13 protein-coding genes are annotated in these 17,773 nt (G+C 61.9%); 8 read left to right on the top strand and 5 right to left on the bottom strand.

Annotated elements, in window-relative coordinates:
* The first annotated feature begins 51 nt into the window (after positions 1-51).
* The 4 genes from glcF to VGH41_RS10895 all read left to right on the top strand — a co-directional run bounded on the left by glcF (position 52) and on the right by VGH41_RS10895 (position 4,943).
* Positions 52-1,302 carry a glycolate oxidase subunit GlcF gene (gene glcF / locus VGH41_RS10880; protein WP_331597418.1) on the top strand — a complete coding sequence of 417 codons (1,251 nt, stop codon included), beginning with the start codon at positions 52-54 and terminating at the stop codon, positions 1,300-1,302.
* Positions 1,303-1,321: 19 nt separating this feature from the next.
* On the top strand, positions 1,322-1,726 hold the full coding sequence (locus VGH41_RS10885) for a heme-binding protein (RefSeq protein WP_331597419.1): 405 nt from the start codon (positions 1,322-1,324) through the stop codon (positions 1,724-1,726).
* A gap of 174 nt (positions 1,727-1,900) precedes the next feature.
* Positions 1,901-4,072 (top strand): malate synthase G, encoded by a 2,172-nt coding sequence (locus VGH41_RS10890; protein WP_331597420.1) that lies wholly within the window; start codon positions 1,901-1,903, stop codon positions 4,070-4,072.
* 205 nt (positions 4,073-4,277) lie between these two features.
* Complete coding sequence (locus VGH41_RS10895; protein ID WP_331597421.1) at positions 4,278-4,943, top strand: phosphoribosyltransferase; 666 nt, start codon at positions 4,278-4,280, stop codon at positions 4,941-4,943.
* Here VGH41_RS10895 and galU read toward each other — a convergent pair.
* The gene (gene galU / locus VGH41_RS10900) at positions 4,924-5,817 is read right to left on the bottom strand and encodes a UTP--glucose-1-phosphate uridylyltransferase GalU (RefSeq protein WP_331597422.1); all 894 of its coding nucleotides are present in this window, start codon (positions 5,815-5,817) and stop codon (positions 4,924-4,926) included. The two genes, VGH41_RS10895 and galU, sit on opposite strands and share 20 nt — an antisense overlap.
* A gap of 261 nt (positions 5,818-6,078) precedes the next feature.
* On the bottom strand, positions 6,079-6,234 hold the full coding sequence (locus tag VGH41_RS10905; RefSeq protein WP_331597423.1) for a hypothetical protein: 156 nt from the start codon (positions 6,232-6,234) through the stop codon (positions 6,079-6,081).
* A 278-nt stretch (positions 6,235-6,512) separates the two neighbouring features.
* Between VGH41_RS10905 and VGH41_RS10910 the strand changes: the two genes are divergently transcribed.
* Positions 6,513-7,730: an acyltransferase gene (locus VGH41_RS10910; RefSeq protein ID WP_331597424.1), complete on the top strand. Its 1,218-nt coding sequence runs from the start codon at positions 6,513-6,515 to the stop codon at positions 7,728-7,730.
* A 108-nt stretch (positions 7,731-7,838) separates the two neighbouring features.
* Here VGH41_RS10910 and VGH41_RS10915 read toward each other — a convergent pair whose 3' ends face one another.
* From VGH41_RS10915 to VGH41_RS10925, 3 genes are all read right to left on the bottom strand, one after another.
* Positions 7,839-10,307 (bottom strand): glycosyltransferase family 4 protein, encoded by a 2,469-nt coding sequence (locus VGH41_RS10915; protein WP_331597425.1) that lies wholly within the window; start codon positions 10,305-10,307, stop codon positions 7,839-7,841.
* Positions 10,304-11,770 carry an oligosaccharide flippase family protein gene (locus VGH41_RS10920; protein ID WP_331597427.1) on the bottom strand — a complete coding sequence of 489 codons (1,467 nt, stop codon included), beginning with the start codon at positions 11,768-11,770 and terminating at the stop codon, positions 10,304-10,306. Before VGH41_RS10920 ends, VGH41_RS10915 begins: the two co-directional genes overlap by 4 nt.
* Before the next feature lie 225 nt (positions 11,771-11,995).
* Positions 11,996-14,185, bottom strand: a complete 2,190-nt coding sequence (locus VGH41_RS10925) for a hypothetical protein (RefSeq protein ID WP_414696636.1) — start codon at positions 14,183-14,185, stop codon at positions 11,996-11,998.
* A gap of 470 nt (positions 14,186-14,655) precedes the next feature.
* Between VGH41_RS10925 and VGH41_RS10930 the strand changes: the two genes are divergently transcribed.
* The 3 genes from VGH41_RS10930 (at position 14,656) to gmd (ending at position 17,559) form a co-directional block, all read left to right on the top strand.
* Positions 14,656-15,741 (top strand): acyltransferase, encoded by a 1,086-nt coding sequence (locus VGH41_RS10930; RefSeq protein ID WP_331597428.1) that lies wholly within the window; start codon positions 14,656-14,658, stop codon positions 15,739-15,741.
* Positions 15,742-15,782: 41 nt separating this feature from the next.
* The gene (locus tag VGH41_RS10935; protein WP_331597434.1) at positions 15,783-16,454 is read left to right on the top strand and encodes an SGNH/GDSL hydrolase family protein; all 672 of its coding nucleotides are present in this window, start codon (positions 15,783-15,785) and stop codon (positions 16,452-16,454) included.
* Positions 16,455-16,515: 61 nt separating this feature from the next.
* A complete protein-coding gene (gene gmd / locus VGH41_RS10940) occupies positions 16,516-17,559 on the top strand; it encodes a GDP-mannose 4,6-dehydratase (protein ID WP_331597429.1) in 1,044 nt (347 codons plus the stop codon).
* The last annotated feature ends 214 nt before the right edge of the window (positions 17,560-17,773 follow it).

Here is a 17,773-nt window from a genome sequence, read left to right on the forward strand (position 1 = left end):
ACACAGCGAACACCCAGCGAACGATGCGGCGAACCGGAGACAACCGACACCATGCAAACCAACCTCAGCGAATCCGCCAGAACCCTGCCGCGCGCCGACGAAGCGGAGCAGATCCTGCGCTCGTGCGTGCATTGCGGCTTCTGCAATGCGACCTGCCCGACCTATCAGATTCTCGGCAACGAACTGGACGGCCCGCGTGGGCGCATCTATCTGATCAAGCAACTGCTCGAAGGCGAGCCGGTGACGCAGAAGACCCAGTTGCACCTTGACCGGTGCCTGAGCTGCCGCAACTGCGAGACGACCTGCCCGTCCGGCGTCAAATATCACGCCTTGCTGGACATTGGCCGCGCGGAACTGGAACGGCGCGTGGAACGGCCGGCCGCGCAGAAACTCCTGCGCGACGGCTTGCGCCGCGTGGTGCCGCGCCCCGCTGTGTTCGACACGCTGCTGAAGACGGGGCGTTTGTTTCGGCCGATACTTCCAGGCGCGCTTGGACGTAAAATTCCGAAGCGCAGCGTGGCCGCGAGGCCGCGGCCGGCCGCGCGGCACGAGCGCAAGGTGTTGATGCTCGAAGGCTGCGTCCAGCCGTCGCTGTCGCCGAACACCAATGCGGCTGCCGCACGGGTGCTCGACAAACTCGGCATCAGCGTGGTGGATGCAGCGCGGGCGGCCTGTTGCGGCGCAACCGATTATCATCTGAATGCGCAGGAAGCCGGGCTCACCCGCGCCCGGCGCAATATCGACGCGTGGTGGCCTGCCATCGAGGCCGGCGCGGAGGCGATCGTGCAAACGGCAAGCGGCTGTGGCGCGTTCGTCAAGGAGTACGGCCACCTGCTGCGCGACGATCCGCAATACGCTCACAAGGCGCAGCGGGTCAGCGCATTGGCGCGCGATCTGGTGGAAGTGCTCGCCGCCGAACCGCTTGAGGCACTCGAAGCGGTTCGGACACCGGGAGCGTCCGGCAAGGCGGGCGCGCAGCCGGCGCGCGTCGCGTTTCACTGTCCGTGCACCTTGCAGCATGCACAAAAGCTGGGCGGCGCGGTCGAAGGCGTGCTACAACGGCTCGGTTTCGATCTGACCGCCGTGCCCGATGCACACCTGTGCTGCGGCTCGGCGGGCACGTACTCGATCACGCAACCCGAGCTTGCGGAAACATTACGCAACAACAAGCTCGATGCATTGGAAAGCGGCAAGCCTGATCTGATCGTCACGGCCAACATTGGCTGTCAGACGCACCTTGACGGCGCAGGACGCACGAGCGTGCGCCACTGGATAGAACTTGTAGAAGATTCTTTACCATAACCGAAACAGGAAATTCATTATGCTGACGAAAGCCGTGTTGAGCGTGGCCGAAATCACCCGGATTCTCGATGCCGCGCGCGCCGAGGCCGAGCAGAACAAATGGGCGGTCACGATCGTGGTAGCCGACGACGGCGGCCACCCGCTCGGCATGCTGCGCCTCGACGGCTGCGCGCCGATCGGCGCGTATATCGCCACGGAGAAGGCCCGCACCGCCGCACTCGGGCGCCGCGAATCGAAGGTCTACGAAGACATGGTCAACGGCGGCCGCTCGGCGTTTTTGAGCGCACCGCACGCGGTTTCGCTGGAAGGCGGCGTGCCGGTGATCGTCGACGGCCAGGTGATCGGCGCGGTCGGCGTGTCAGGTGTGAAGGCGGATCAGGACGCGCAAGTCGCCAAGGCAGGCGCGAACGTGCTGGCCGCCTGAGCTTACCGGTCGCATCCGCATGCGGTAGTCCGTCGCAGCACGTCGTTGCATGCCGTGGCATCCCGTCGCACGTAGTGGCACGAAGCAGCATGTTTTAGCCGCACGGAAACATCGTAATCGAAGCATCAGGCCGGTGGCCCCACACCGGCCCAGTCAAACCAGATGGAGCAGTCGATGACTCAAATGACCAAGCGAAGCGGACTGCAGGTAGCCGCGAATCTCGACCAGTTTGTCGAACAGGAGGCCCTGCCGGGCACCGGTGTCGACAGCGCCGCCTTCTGGGCGGGCTTCGACGCGCTGGTGCACGACCTCGCACCGAAGAACCGTGCGCTGCTGGCCGAACGCGATCGCCTGCAAAGCGAGCTGGATCAATGGCACCGCGCCAACAAGGGCCCGCTGCGCGACCTGCCGGCTTACCGCAGCTTCCTCGAAAGCGTCGGCTACATCGTGCCGGTGCCTGCCCGCGTCAAGGCCACGACGGACCACGTGGACCGCGAAATCGCCGAACAGGCCGGCCCGCAACTGGTCGTGCCGTTGTCGAACCAGCGCTATGCGCTGAACGCCGCGAATGCGCGGTGGGGCAGCCTGTACGACGCGCTGTACGGCACGGATGCGATTCCCGAGACCGACGGCGCGGAAAAGAAAAGCGCCTTCAATCCGCTCCGCGGCGCGCGCGTGATCGCGCGGGCCCGGGCGTTTCTCGACGAAGCCGCGCCGCTCGCGAGCGGCTCGCATGTCGACGCTACGCTGTATAGCGTCGAGAGCGGCGAGCTGGTCGTGAAGCTGAAGAACGGCGCAACCGCGCTGAAAACGCCGGCGCAGTTCATTGGCTATCAAGGCGAGCCGGGGGCGCCGTCCGCGCTGCTGCTCAAGCACAATGGCCTGCATTTCGAAATCCAGATCGACGCCGAAGATTCGATCGGCAAGACCGACGCCGCGCACGTCAAGGACGTGCTGATGGAAGCGGCGGTGAGTACCATCATCGACTGCGAAGACTCGGTTGCGGCCGTCGATGCGGACGACAAGGTCCAGCTCTATCGCAACTGGCTCGGCCTGATGAACGGTACGCTCACCGAAGAGGTCACGAAGAACGGCAAGACCTTCACGCGCCGCCTGAACCCGGATCGCGTGTACACCGCTGCGAACGGCACCGCGCCGGTCGTGCTGCATGGCCGCTCGCTGCTGTTCATCCGCAACGTCGGGCATTTGATGACCAATCCGGCCGTGCTGACGAAAGACGGCAATGAAATTCCGGAAGGCATTCTCGACGCGGTCATGACCTCGCTGTGCGCGCTGCACGACCGCAAGCACCAGCTCAATTCGCGCACCGGCTCGATCTATATCGTGAAGCCGAAGATGCACGGCCCTGCCGAAGTGGCCTTCGCCAACGAACTGTTTGGCCGCGTCGAAGACCTGCTCGGCCTCGAGCGCAACACCATCAAGATGGGCATCATGGACGAGGAGCGCCGCACCAGCGTGAACCTCGCCGCCTGTATCAACGAAGCGTCGGCACGCGTGGCGTTCATCAACACCGGCTTCCTCGATCGCACTGGCGACGAGATGCACACGGCGATGGAAGCCGGCCCGATGCTGCGCAAGGGCGACATGAAGTCGACCCCGTGGATCAGCGCCTACGAACGCAGCAACGTGCTGGTCGGTCTCGCCGCGGGCCTGCGTGGCCGCGCGCAGATCGGCAAGGGCATGTGGGCGATGCCGGATCTGATGCACGCCATGCTCGAACAGAAGATCGCGCATCCGAAGGCCGGCGCCAACACCGCATGGGTGCCCTCGCCGACTGCCGCGACGCTGCACGCCCTGCATTATCACCAGGTCGACGTGCAGGCCGTGCAGAAAGAGCTGGAGAAGATCGATCTGGCCAGCGTGCGCGATGAACTCCTGAACGGACTCCTGACGGTTCCGGTCGTGGAAGCCGCCAAATGGAATGCCGAAGAAATCCGCCAGGAACTCGAAAACAACGCGCAAGGCATTCTCGGCTATGTGGTGCGCTGGATCGACCAGGGTGTCGGCTGCTCGAAGGTGCCGGATATTCACAACGTCGGCCTGATGGAAGACCGTGCCACGCTGCGCATCTCCAGTCAGCACATCGCCAACTGGCTGTATCACGGCGTGGTGACACGCGAACAGGTTGAAGAGACGTTCAGGCGCATGGCCAAGGTGGTCGACGAGCAGAACGCCGGCGACCCGCACTATCAGCCCATGGCACCGGGCTTCGACACGATCGCGTTCAAGGCGGCGCAGGCATTGGTGTTCGAAGGTCGTCAGCAGCCGAGCGGTTATACCGAGCCGCTGCTGCACAAGTTCCGTCTGGAAGTGAAGAAGGGCTGAGATTCAACGGCTCGGATGACTGAGCGTTGATACAACGGGCACCGCGCAATTAGCGGTGCCCGTTTTTTGTTTCGCGCGCTGTCGTCGAGGCGCTTTGAGACGCTTCTTTGAGGCACGCGGCCAACCATGGCATTGCGCCGCACAAAGCCAACGCGCGCAGCAAGTGGCACACTGTGGGCGTCACTTGCGAGCTCCGTGGCGAATCATGCAACGTCTGTTCCCTAACCGTGCCGATGCCGGCCGCAGCCTCGCCCGGCATCTGCGGGCCTATGCGAAACGTAACGATGTGATCGTGCTCGCGCTGCCGCGCGGCGGCGTGCCGGTCGGTTTTGAAGTCGCCGCGGCGCTGCACGCGCCCCTCGACGTGCTAATGGTGCGCAAATTAGGCGTGCCATGGCAGGAAGAACTGGCGATGGGCGCAATCGCCTCGGGCGATGCGCTCTATGTGGACAGAAGCATGCTGCGCGAAGCGGCCGTAACCGAGCCGCAATTCGAAGCCGCGCTCGCCGCCGCCCGACTGGAACTGGCGCGGCGTGAAGCGCTCTACCGCGATAACCGGGGCGCCGCCAACATCGCCGGCTGGACTGCGATCGTCGTGGACGACGGCATGGCCACCGGCGCGACGCTAAAAGCCGCCCTGCGCGCCTTGCGCGGCCTCGGCACGCGCGCACCGGCAAAGATCGTGGCCGCGTTGCCCGTGGCGCCCACAGACGCCGAACTCAGACTGGGCGATGCCGTCGACGAGTTCGTCTGTGTGCTGACGCCACAGGTGTTTTTCAGCGTCGGCCAGTTCTACGACGATTTTGGCGAGACCAGCGACGACGAAGTCCGCACGCTGCTCGCCGCCGCGCTCAAGCCGCCGCAGCCGTGAGGTGGAGCGGCAGATACGCCTGCAGATACTCCTCGAACTCCTCTTTCACTTCCGGATGGCGCAGTGCGAATTCCACCGTCGCCTTCAGGTAGCCGAGCTTGCTGCCGCAATCAAAGCGCGTGCCGAAGTAGCGATAGGCGAGCACCTGTTCTTCGGTGAGCAGCGATTGCACCGCGTCGGTCAGTTGCAGCTCGCCGCCCGCGCCCGGCTTCAAGGCGCGGATATGCTTGAAGATGGTCGGCATCAGCACATAGCGGCCCACTACCCCCAGGTTCGAAGGCGCATTTTCCGGCGCCGGTTTTTCGACGATGCCCGACAGCTTGATCACGTTGTCTTCCCACTCGCGGCCATCCACCACGCCGTATGAGCGGCTGTCTTCACGCGCGATGGTTTCGACGCCGATCACCGAGCTGTGATAGTGGTTGAAGGTGTCGACCAGTTGGCTCATGACCGGCTTCGAGCTGTGCAGCAGGTCGTCGGCGAGGATCACGGCGAACGGGCTGTCGCCCACCAGCTTTTCGGCGCACAGCACCGCGTGGCCGAGACCGAGGGCTTCGGCCTGACGCACGTAGAAACAGTCCACGTTGGCCGGCTTGATGCTGCGTACGAGGTCGAGCAGCTTCTGCTTGTTGCGCGCCTCGAGTTCGGCTTCGATCTCGTAGGACTTGTCGAAATGGTCTTCAATGGCACGCTTGCTGCGCCCCGTCACGAAGATCATTTCGGTGATGCCGGCGGCAATCGCCTCTTCCACTGCGTACTGGATCAGCGGCTTGTCGACGATGGGCAGCATCTCCTTGGGACTGGCCTTGGTGGCCGGCAGGAAGCGTGTTCCGAGGCCTGCAACAGGAAACACGGCTTTGGTGACTTTCAGCATGGTATGCATTCCCACATCGGTTGATGATTTGGTTTGATCGCCCGCGGTGTGATGGACCGATACGTTTCGATAGGCGCCGAATTGATTGAAATCAAAAGGTCTGGAAAGTCCGGCTCAGCTTTCAATAAAATTAAGGTCCGCCGCATTAAACGTTATTCCAGATTCTCAATTATTTATTTCAGATGACAATGCGGAAATAGTTACATTAAAAAAAGCGCCAGTCCGCCGTAATTTTTACGACGGCCGGCTAAAAAAGGACACCTAGACGGCGCCCTCCTCGTTCTCGTCAATCGGCGGAAGTTGCCCTGGGTTCATCCGAAAGCGGCCGATGGGCTCGTTGCGCAGCGCCTCCCGGTAGGCCGAGACGGCTACAAGGATCAATAGCACGGCAATGCCGGCGAGCAGATGCAGGTTCATGACGCCACCTCCAGGCTGAAGAATCAGAGCATCAAATTAACACGAAAAAATCGACAAATAATTCGCTGCCCGCATCTCGCCGCTTCTGATTACAAATCGTCACAATTCAGGAATGTCTGAACGGCAGATACGCGATTTTTTATTCATTTCTTGATCGGATGCTGCTCTACGATGTGCATGCCGGCGTGCATTCAGTCATGCGCGCGGTGCGATGCAGCGCTGTCCGGCATTGCAGCCCTTCGTATAAGCGTATTCATCCGTATGGAAAAGGACCGCCCATGAGCGATTCAGCCTTCGATGCCTCCGGCGCATCGCTGCCCTTTTCGGCTCGTCCGCAGCGCGAGGCGCGCGTGGACACCGTCGGCAAGGACCACGTAATCGACGCGATGCGCGGCTTTGCGGCGCTGCTGGTCGCTTACTTTCATTGCCGGCAGGTGGTGTGGGTGGGCATGGAGCGGTATCACCAGGCCGTCGGCCATGCATTGAGTCTCGATTCCCTGTTCGCCTATCTGACGTTTCCGATCGCATGGGGCTCGGCCGGCGTGCCGATTTTCTTCGTCATCAGCGGCTATTGCATCCATCGCGGCGGCGCGCTGCGTCTTGCTCAAAACCGGGCTTACAAGCTCGACAACGGAAATTTCTGGGCGCGCCGCTTTGCACGCATTTATCCGGTGCTGCTGGCGGCATTGCTGCTCACCTGCGCGCTGGATTGGTACAGCTTGCAGTTGCCGCCCGTCAATCACAAGATCCGCGAAATCGGCTTGCAGGCATTTCTCGTCAATCTGTTTTCGCTGCAAGGCGTGGCGGGAAAGACGTATGGATCGAACGGCGCGCTGTGGACCTTGTCGCTGGAGGTGCAGTTCTATGTGGTCTACCCGTTGCTGTTTGCGCTGCGGCGGCGTCTCGGCGGCATGACGCCGGTGCTGGCGCTCGTCGCACTCGTCAATCTCGTGTCGGCCTATGTGCTGGAACGCCATGATCTCGACTTCTTCACGTCGTACTGGTTGTCGTGGACGCTCGGTGCGTGGATCGCGGACGCGCGCGCTCAAGCGGCGGTGGCGTCGCCGCGTCCCGCAACGCCGCTGCCAAACTGGCTTTACGCGGTGGCTGCATTGATAGTTGCGCTGGGTTGCGTGGCGTTTCACTTCGGCCAGTACGGCGCGTTCCAGTTGTGGGCGCTCGGCTTTGCTGTCTATCTGTACAAGGCCCTCGATCATTCTGCGTCCGCCAACCCCGTGTCGCGGGTACTGTCGCGCTTTGGCGATTTCAGCTTTTCGCTGTATCTGATCCACCTGCCCATCTTCGTGCTGCTCGAATCGCTGCTGTTCCGCTCGTCGCTGCAGATGTCGATCTGGCCATCGTTCGGCTTCATGCTGGTCGCGATTCCAGTCGCTTACGTGTTTTACCGGCTGGTCGAACTGCCGGCCATGAAGTGGTCGGCGAGCCTCAAGCCGAAGAACCGGAAGCTGGCAGCGCAGGCGTCTTCGCACGCGTAATCCTGCACTGCGGCTCGATGGCAAAGGAAAAAAGCCTGCATGGCGCGAGCGCCATGCAGGCTTTTCGTCTACTGCCTGATACTTTCGTCTACTGCCTGATACCGCTGCCTACGCCTTGACGCTGCGTCCTGCGCCGCCCGCTACGCCCTTCAGAATGCGTTGCACACCTTGCACATAGGCGCCCGTACCAAACCGCGTCAATGCCGTCTGATAGCCGTTGTGCACCAGCCGCTCGCGCAACGTCGCGTCGCTGCGCAATTCGGCGAGTATGTCGGCCAGCGCGTGGGCATCGCCTGGCGTGCAGAGCATGCCGTTCACACCGTCTTCGACAATTTCCAGCACGCCGCCCGCCCGTGCCGCCACGACGGGCCGCTGCGCGAGCATCCCTTCGACGATGACGCGGCCGAACGGCTCAGGCGTGATCGACGTGTGGGCCACGGCATCCACCGCGCACATGCAGGCTGCAATATCGTGCTGGAAGCCAAGAAAATGCACTCGCGCGGCGAGGCCGTGCCGGGCGACCAGCGCGCGTAACTCCACTTCATAGGCGTCTTCGCCAAATAGCGGCGCGCCGACCAGCACTGCATGCATATGCGGATTGAGCACCATTGCTTCGAGCAGCACGTGCTGGCCTTTCCAGCGCGCGAGCCGGCTGAACGAGCCGACCAGAAACGCGTCCTGCGGAAGCCGCAAGCGGGCGCGCAGCGTGGACTGCGGTACATTGCGCAGGGCGTCGAACGGCGTGGCGGAAATGCCGTTGAAGACCACGTCGATGCTCTTTTCGTCGAAACGGGTCAGTTCCGCAAACGCGCGCGCCGACGCCGCGGAATTGGCGATGACATGGGCCAGGCCAAATTTCGCACACCACTTGATGATCTTCAGTTGCTTGCCGCCGAAGTGCTCGGGGCTCACGATATCGCGCAGATGCCACACCACCGGACGCCGCGCGAGGCGTCCGGCCAATGCGCCGATCACCATGGCACGCTGGGTGTTCGCGTAGATCACATCGGCGTGACGTGCACGTTTGACGGTGGCGCGCACCAGCGAAGCGATCCCCTTCAATGCCTGGCCGAGCGGCGGCGTGCCGCCCTGTTTGCGGACTTCGCGCAGCGCACCGGAATCCAGCACGCGCACGTTCACGCCGGCTGCGTCGAGCGCGGTGCGAAACGGGCCGTCGTCGAACAGCACGACTTCGATCCGCTCGCGCAGACCCTTCACGATTTCGAGCAGCGACAGTTCGGCGCCGCCCAGCACGCCGCTTTGATCGAGCGCGAGCACGCGTGGCGCATCCGCAGCACTCGGCCCCGCGACGTACGGCACGAACCTGGGCAGCGTCGCGCCCTGCAGTGCCGGCACGGCGTCCCGAACGTGCGCGAAAAAACGTTCGCGGAAATGCCGGGCCGAAAACTGCTCCGCGTTGGCACGGCAATCGGCAGCGGAAAAACGCGTGATGTGCGCGTCGAATGCCTGAACTGCGTCGATGATCGACTCGGCGCGCTGTTCATCGAAGAACATGCCGGTGGGCCGCGCACTGGACAGATCGCGCACCGTCTCCAGTGCACCACCCTTGCCGTACGCGATCACCGGCGTGCCGCAGGCCTGCGCTTCGACCACCGAAATGCCGAAGTCCTCTTCAGCCGCGAACACGAAAGCCTTCGCACGCTGCATCTTGTCCTGCAACACCTTGAATGGCTGATAACCCATGATCTCGACGTTGGCTGTCGCCTTCGCGCGGATCTTTTGCATATCCGGACCATCGCCGATCACGACGAGCCGGCGCTCCGGCATCCGCGCGAACGCCTCGACGATCAGGTCGATCTTCTTGTACGGCACCATTCTCGAAGCGGTCAGATAAAAGTCTTCCTTGTGCTCGTTGAGCGTGAAGGCGTCCACGTCCACCGGCGGAAAAATCACCTCGGCATCGCGTTGATAGACCTTCTTGATGCGACGTGCGATGAACTGCGAATTGGCAACGAAGCTATCCACCGAATTCGAGGTACGGATATCCCAGTTGCGCATGTAATGCAGAATCAGCCGCGCGAGGGCCGACTTGGGGCCACGGGTCAGTTTCGATTGCTGCAGGTATTGGTGCTGCAGATCCCACGCGTAACGGATCGGCGAGTGCACGTAGCTGATGTGCACCTGGTCGGGACCGGTCAGCACGCCCTTGGCCACCGCGTGACTGCTGGAAATCACCACGTCGTAGGCCGAGACATCCAGTTGCTCGATGGCAAGCGGCATCAACGGCAAATACGCGCGGTATTTGGTGGCCGCCTTGGGCAGCTTCTGGATGAACGACGTAGTCGCCCGCTTGCCGCGCAGGAAGCTGCGGTCTTCCAGAAAGTCGACCACGCTAAACAGATCCGCGTCCGGAAAGCACGCCACGATCTGCTCGAGCACCCGTTCGGCGCCCGCATAGGTCACGAGCCAGTCATGCACGATCGCCACCCGCACCTGCCTGTCCGTGCGCGGCAGCCGATGCGGCGGCGCGAGCGGCGCAGGTGGCGTGGTGAGTTCAGCGAGCGCGCTGCGTTGGCTCGGCCGCAGAACGGCTTCTTCAAGGACTTCTTGGTTCATGCGCTTTTCCTCGGATTCAGTCGCAACAGCAGCGAACGCGCAAGATCGCGCAAAGCAGGGGTCATCGTGATGGACCAGGCAACGTTGGCAGCGACCACGAGCACGCCTGCAACGATCGCCAGCGAAAGACTGGGCAGGAAACTGGCGAGCCACAGGCTCACCAGCAAAAACGCGAGATGCGCGAGCATGTCGAGCGCAATCGGGCGCGCCCGGATCGCCGACAGCCACAGCAGCACCCCGTAGTCGAACAGCGCGCGACCGGCCACGGCAACGGCGGCACCGGTGAGACCGAAATACTTGATGCCGAACCACAGTGCCGCGGCGAAGATCGGCAACTCGAACACACCGACCCGTGCGGCCACCGCGGGATTGACTTGCGACTGGATCATGATGCGCGTGACGTTGGCCTGACCGACGAGCCACACGGAGACGATCAGGATGCGGCCCACAGGCGCCGCCACGCTGGCGATTTCATTACCCACCCAGACATGCAGGAAAGGGCCGAGCACGAACATCGCCACCAGCGCGACCGGCGTGAATGCGCCGTTGAGAAATTCGAGCGACTGCTGCGTGATCAGGTCGGCGTGGTCGCGGGTCACAGCGGACAGGCGCGGAAACAGCGTGCGGACCATCGCGGTCGGCACGATATTCAGGCGTGTGACGAGGTTTTGCGGCACCGTGTAGAAGGTGACGAAGCGCGCGCCGAGACCGGTGCCGAGAAACACCTTGTCGAGCGAATCGGCCACCATGGTCGTGATGCTCGCAATCAGCATCCAGCCGCCGAAGTTGAACAACCCTTTGGCCACCCCCAGTTGCGGCGGCAGCATGCGGCGCAGTCCAAGCACCTTCAGGGCCGAGCGTCCTAGCAACGCGGCGGCGAACAGACGCGCCACCACCGCTGCCGCCAGCACGTTCTGCAGGCTCGGCCCGATCAGCCACGCCGCGGCGAGCGGCAACAACTGAAACACGAACGTGCCGATGGTCTGATTGGTGTTGTAGATGCCAAACCGCTCCGCGCCGTTGATTGCGCCGGCAAATACCCACGAGACATTGGCAATGGGAATGGCAATGGCGAGCCATGGCAATGCCATGTAAACCTCGTGCTGCAATTGCGGTGACACTTTAGTGAAATACGCCGTATAAAAAAATGCGCCGAAATAAATAATCAGGCCGCCAATCACCCCGGTTACGAGATTGAGCCACGTCGCGCTCCAGAACACGCGCGCACTCTCGTCCTTGTCGTTCGACGCCAGCGCCTTCGAGATATGGTTCTGCGCAGCCATGCTCATGCCGAGATCGAGGATCGAGAAGTAGCCGATCAGGGTCCATACCAGCGCGATTACGCCATAGCGCTCCACGCCCAGCAGCCTGATATAGGACGGCACCGTCACCAGCGAGACGAAGGTCGGCAGCACCAGCCCGAAGAAGTTGATCGCGACGTTCCTGAGAATGCCTTTGTCCATCGGATGCCTTTTGATTCAGAGGTACGGCGCGGCGCACGCGCGAACGGATACGCGAGCCCGCGAAGACTGCTTCGAGTAAAGCACTTAAAAATGCGCGCAGGCGCATTGAAGGCAATAGAAAAATAATTCGCAAATCCGGCGAAAAATCTTTTCAAAAATTGCGTGCGCGGCGAATACCCCGTTGACGGGCTTTTATTCAGATCTCAATAGCCCGTCATGCAGGCTTCACGCGCCCGGTTTCCAGCGGTACATCATCACTTTGCCGCGCGCATCCTCTTCGACGAAGATCAGGTATTCGCCATTGCTGCGGCGGTTGGCGCTCACGCCGTTGGGCACGTCGACCCAGCCTGACGCGTTGCCGACCTCCGCACCCGGGCGGATCACGCCGACTTCCTTACCGCTGTCCTTGTCGAACACATGCACGGCGCCCACCGGTTCGACCGCAAAGATGTATTGACCTTCCACCGTGAGGCCGATGATGGTCTGAACCGGTTTGGCCTGGGTCTGCCACGGCAGCGTGACGGCGTAACGCTGCTCAGGCTTGCCGCTCGACCAGTGGTCATAGCGGATCAGCACGCGTCCGACTTCCTTCCAGAAACCCTTGTCGACGGGCGTATCGGCGGTATAGCCGGTCACGTAGAGCGAGTCGGTCTCCGGTACATAGATCGCGCGGCGCAGTTCGGTGAACGGCTGCGGCATCGGATAGGTGGTCAGGTCCGAATACGAGTAGACCGGATTGCCCTTCGCATCCAGACCGCCGAAATGCAGACGGTGAATGCCCTTGATGTCGCTGGTGCGCCAGATGTCGCCGGCGCTGTCGACCCACCAGCCCCAGCCGCCCGCGAGCCGTGCATCGCGATTCGTATTGGGCGTGAACTCGTCGCTGTCGAATTTGCCGTCGCCATTCGTGTCGCGCCACATCCAGTCGCCGCCCGGCGGCGCATTCGGCACGCCGGCGACCGGCCGCTCGCGGCCCGCAATGAGGCCCGACGGAATGGCGGTCTCGCCGTCGTGTGCAGCATCGAAGCGATAGATCTTCAGATGATCCGCATACATGTCCGTCAGATACAGGAACGTGTGGCCCTTCAGTTGACGCGCGATCGGCAAGCCCGGCCATTGGTCCGTATGAAAAACCGGATCGTCTGGATACCTGAAGCGATTCGAGAGGAACCCTACGTATTTCCAGTCCTGCCCAGGTGGCTTCGACAGATCCAGTTCGAAACGCTTGTTGCCGGTGTAGACGCTGTCAGGACGCGCAGGATCCACCCATGCACCGTCGACGAACAACAGCCCTTGCACTTGCCATAACTGCTTGCCGTCCGCTGCATAGCTTTCGAGTGTCGCGCCCAGACCCGCCCCGAGCGGCGCGTAGCGCGGGCCGATGCCGTTGGTCGACACATACACATTACCGCGCGCATCCACGCCTACGCCGGTCAAGCCATTGAAGCGACTCGGACCAGGCTGTCCCGCGACACCGGAGAAGATGCCGCCTCGCTCGCCTAGCGCGCCGGACGCCGCATAGCGGCCACCGTTCCTGCTGAAAAACAGCACTTGCTGGCGCGGACCGTTATCCGCGACCAGCACGCGTCCTTGCGTGTCGACGGCGATATCGACCGGCATCGAGTCGCCGGGCAACGGCAGCGCGTCGGCGAGCGGCTGACCGGTCGCGGAGTAATGCACAACGTGTGCAGCCTTGTCGGTGAGTGTGCCGGTCAATGCCCACAGCGTGCCGTCCGGCGCTAGCGCGAGGCGCCCCGGCTCGTGCACGTTCCAGCTGGCTTTCTTCTGCATCGATTCGGCGTCGTAGACTTCGATGCGGTTTTGTGTCGTGTTCGACGCGTAGAGCGTGGTGTCGCTGGCGGCCAGACCATTGATGTCGGCGCTCGTACCCATCGGCACTTCGTTCATCATCAGAAAGCCCGCGGCGAGCTGCGCATGCGGGTCCTGCTGACTGACAGCCGGCTGAAACAGCGCACTGAGTTTCGGATCGCCGATCTGCCGACGCGAAATGCCGAACCACTGTTTGCCCTTTTGCGGCCAGATGCCCTGCCCGACCAGATGACCCTTTTCGTTGCCCACCGATACCGCCATATACACATAGCGGCGATTCAACGCGATCGCATTGCCGCCGCCCGTGCCCCAGCCGTGCGTGCCGCCCGCGAAACCGAGCATCTTGCCGTTCTGATAAGTGCTGGCCTCGGCGCCGCTCTCGTCCCATGGCGCGTTGGTGTAGACCTTGCCATCGGGCGCGACCGCAATCGCGGTGATATTGATCTGCGTCCACGTGCCATCGCCAAAGCCGAAGGTGTTGCCGATCCACGAGGTCTTCGCGTTGAGCACCGTTTCGCCAGAAGCGGCGAGCGTTGCGAAACACATGAGTGCGGTAAGCAGTTTCGCGAAGGTAAGACGGGACAAGGTGTTCCTCCGGGCAGGGTCATGCAGGGCACATTACGCGGGAAAACCGTCTCGACGAAAATCGAAAATAATTCAAAAATATTCATGAATTACAGTGCGTGGAAATAATCGAATTAAAAAGATCCGGACTCGCACGCAGGCGTTGCAAGCGCGTGACAACCCGGCGCCACGCCCTCCTGTTACAGGATCTATCCGGCTCGGCGGCGTCCCGACTGCATACCCATGCCCCGCTGTTACACATTCCCGGATTAAATTTCGAGGCTTTAACGAGCGCCGCCCTATTTGTTGATTTCATTCCCGTTTTTTCGTCATTTTCTTTTCCCTAGAATGAATTCCACTTCCGTTGCGCCTGCAACCGGTTGTCCGGAGATTCGGCGAACGCCGATTCATGGGCCGGATGGCGACGACGGATGCCCATGCCGCAAACGAGTTCGCTTGACGGCCCACCCGATGCTCCACATGGACGGTTCATGACAGCTAGCGCCTCGCCCGCTTCGCCTTCCCATTCGCGCCGCATCGTGCAGCTCGACGGCCTGCGTGCGATCGCCGTGCTGGCGGTGTTCGCGCAGCACGCGCTAAAAGCGCCGTTATGGATGGGCGTCGATCTGTTCTTCGTGTTGAGCGGCTTTCTGATCACCGGCATCCTGCTCGATCGCAAGGCGCGCAAACAATCGTATTTCAGCTATTTCTATGCACGGCGTGCGCGCCGTATCCTGCCGCCGTATCTGCTGCTGATGGTGGTGTCGTCGCTCCTGTTCGGCTTCGGCTGGGCGAAGCATTGGGAGTGGTATGCGTTTTTCGCGACCAACATCGGTGATGCACTCAATCAGAGCGGTCATGACAGCCTGAACGTGCTGTGGTCGCTTGCCGTCGAAGAGCAGTTCTATATTTTCTGGCCTTTCGTGATCCTGCTGCTGCCCGAACGTGCACTCGGCTTCGTTGCCGCCGCATTGATCGTGCTCGTGCCGGTGGTGCGCGCAGTGGCGACGCCCTGGTTCGATTCGTTCTGGCCCATCTATTATCTGACGCCGTTCCGCATGGACCTGTTGTCGGCGGGGGCGTTGCTCGCTGTGGCGGTGCGCCGCAATCCCGATGCATTGCAGCCGTTCCGTCCGCTTGCCATGCTGGGATTCTTCGCCGCGCTGGCGGTGCTCGCCTGGTTGCATCTGCACTATCCGCGCTTCCGCGCTGCGAATACGCCGCTCTCGAATGCGGGTCTGTATAGCGTTTCGCTGGTGCTCTGCTCATCGATTGTGGTCATCGCGTTGCAGAGCAAAGGCATCGTCAAACGGCTGCTGTGCAATCCGGTGCTGGTGTATATCGGCACGATCAGCTACACGATCTATCTGATTCACCTGAGCATCCTGTACACGCTTTGGCCGCTCCATATGAATCGTTACGTGAGCGCCGCACTCGCACTGGCAATGACCCTCGCCTACGCCAGCATCACGTGGTTCGGGTTCGAGCGGCGCCTGATTCAGGGTCCGGCAACCCGCTCAATGGAGAGCGATGCGTCACTCGCGGGGGCGTCCCAGGCGCCGCAGAGCCGCGCATGAGAATCGCGATGAAACTGCGCGCCGCAACGCTCGCCACGCTGATGGGCGTGGCTTGCGCCGCAAGCGTCAAGGCGGACGCCGCGACTCCGGCGCCGGTATTGATCGAAGCGTATGGCGATTCGACCACCCTCGGCATCACCTGCAGCGGTGGCCATTGCGGCCCGCAAGCGCAGAACGCCGTGACGTTTCTGCAGGATGCCATGCATGCCGCGCACGGTGAGCGCGTCGAAATCAGCAATCTCGGCGTGGGCGGCACGATGGCCTGCCAGTTGCGCGACGGCACCGATCGCGCCCGCGGCGTGCCGTGGGCGCAGCGTCTTGCGGCATCGCACGCGCAAATCGTGACGCTCAACTTTGGCATCAACGAAGTGATGCACAACCAGACGCCCGAACAGTTCTACGACGCTGAGACCGCGCTGGTGAAAACCGCACGCGCGCTCGGCAAACAACCGGTGTTGCAAACCTCGAACCCGATGCCCGACGACCGGCTCAACGCCCGCCTCGCCGCGATGGTTCAGATGACGCGCCGGGTCGCGGCCGAGCAGCACGTGCCGCTCGTCGATCAGTACGCGTACATCTCTGATCTGCCCGACTGGAAACTGCTGATGTCGGACGGCGCTCACCCACGGCCCGCGCTTTACAGGCTCAAGGCCGGGCAGGATTTTCGCGTAGTGGATCCATTGGTGCAGCGGCTGCTAAACGGCTCGTCGTAGCGCAGTACGGTCTGTCTTTTACTTTTTTCTCTACCTTCCTTACCGTTACCCAAGGCAACCTATGAGCAATCAACGCAAAGCGATCATCACCGGGGTGTCCGGCCAGGACGGCGCGTATCTGGCGAAACTGCTGCTCGACAAGGGCTACCAGGTGACCGGCACGTATCGGCGCACCAGCTCCGTCAATTTCTGGCGCATGAATGAACTTGGCATTGCCGGACATCCGAATCTGCGGCTCGTCGAACATGATCTGACCGATTTTGGTTCGACCTTACGCCTGCTCGATGGCGTCGAAGCCGATGAGCTGTATAACCTGGCCGCGCAGAGTTTCGTGGGAGTGTCGTTTGATCAGCCGGTTACCACGGCTGAAGTGACCGGGATCGGCGCATTGAATCTGCTCGAAGGGATCCGGATCTTGAGTCCGAAGACGCGCTATTACCAGGCTTCGACTTCGGAAATGTTCGGCAAGGTGCAAGCCGTTCCACAGCGGGAAGATACGCCGTTCTATCCGCGTAGCCCGTACGGGGTCGCCAAGCTCTTTGCGCATTGGACGACGATCAATTATCGCGAGTCGTATGGGATCTTTGCTAGCAGCGGGATTCTGTTCAATCATGAGTCGCCGCTACGCGGGCGTGAGTTCGTGACGCGCAAGATCACCGATACCGTTGCCAAGATCAAGCTAGGCAAGCAGGATGCCCTGGAGCTCGGTAATCTCGATGCAAAGCGGGACTGGGGGTTTGCGCTCGAATACGTCGAAGGCATGTGGCGCATGCTGCAGGCCAACGAGCCGGATACTTTTGTGCTTGCTACCAATCGGACCGAGACCGTGCGCGACTTTGTACGCATGGCGTTTGCTGCGGCTGGGTATCAGCTCGAATGGTCCGGGAAGGAGCAGCGGGAGATCGGAATTGATATTTCCACCGGCAAGACCCTGGTTCGCGTGAATCCAAAGTTTTATCGGCCTGCGGAGGTGGATCTTCTGATTGGCTGCGCCGACAAGGCGCGTGAGAAGCTTGGGTGGGTGCCGGAGACGAAGCTCGAACAGCTCTGCAAGATGATGGTCGCCGCGGATCTTGCGCGCAATCAGGATCATGAGACGTTTTGATTTTCTTTTGCCTGCGGCGCCGTTCTGGTGGATGGCGCTGCGGGTTTTGGTTTTTTTCTCCTGGCCTTTCCTTGAGTTCTTAGTGGTCTGTTAGCGTCGCCCCTGTGCGGGGCGGCGCTCACTTTCTTTGCCGCCGCAAAGAACGTAAGGGAAGAAAGCGGGCTCACACCGCGAGCCCATAGATGTCGCCCTCGCACATCAAGCCGCATGGGTC

The sequence above is a fragment of the Paraburkholderia sp. genome, from assembly GCF_036488795.1.
GTDB lineage: Bacteria > Pseudomonadota > Gammaproteobacteria > Burkholderiales > Burkholderiaceae > Paraburkholderia.

What these genes read in the sequence shown, in the direction of transcription:
- galU (WP_331597422.1), bottom strand. Translation starts at nt 5,817, where the DNA reads ATGCTGAAAGTCACCAAAGCCGTGTTTCCTGTTGCAGGCCTCGGAACA.
- VGH41_RS10920 (WP_331597427.1), bottom strand. Translation starts at nt 11,770, where the DNA reads ATGGACAAAGGCATTCTCAGGAACGTCGCGATCAACTTCTTCGGGCTG.
- VGH41_RS10890 (WP_331597420.1), top strand. Translation starts at nt 1,901, where the DNA reads ATGACTCAAATGACCAAGCGAAGCGGACTGCAGGTAGCCGCGAATCTC.
- VGH41_RS10905 (WP_331597423.1), bottom strand. Translation starts at nt 6,234, where the DNA reads ATGAACCTGCATCTGCTCGCCGGCATTGCCGTGCTATTGATCCTTGTA.
- VGH41_RS10910 (WP_331597424.1), top strand. Translation starts at nt 6,513, where the DNA reads ATGAGCGATTCAGCCTTCGATGCCTCCGGCGCATCGCTGCCCTTTTCG.
- VGH41_RS10935 (WP_331597434.1), top strand. Translation starts at nt 15,783, where the DNA reads ATGGGCGTGGCTTGCGCCGCAAGCGTCAAGGCGGACGCCGCGACTCCG.
- glcF (WP_331597418.1), top strand. Translation starts at nt 52, where the DNA reads ATGCAAACCAACCTCAGCGAATCCGCCAGAACCCTGCCGCGCGCCGAC.
- VGH41_RS10915 (WP_331597425.1), bottom strand. Translation starts at nt 10,307, where the DNA reads ATGAACCAAGAAGTCCTTGAAGAAGCCGTTCTGCGGCCGAGCCAACGC.
- VGH41_RS10895 (WP_331597421.1), top strand. Translation starts at nt 4,278, where the DNA reads ATGCAACGTCTGTTCCCTAACCGTGCCGATGCCGGCCGCAGCCTCGCC.
- gmd (WP_331597429.1), top strand. Translation starts at nt 16,516, where the DNA reads ATGAGCAATCAACGCAAAGCGATCATCACCGGGGTGTCCGGCCAGGAC.
- VGH41_RS10930 (WP_331597428.1), top strand. Translation starts at nt 14,656, where the DNA reads ATGACAGCTAGCGCCTCGCCCGCTTCGCCTTCCCATTCGCGCCGCATC.
- VGH41_RS10885 (WP_331597419.1), top strand. Translation starts at nt 1,322, where the DNA reads ATGCTGACGAAAGCCGTGTTGAGCGTGGCCGAAATCACCCGGATTCTC.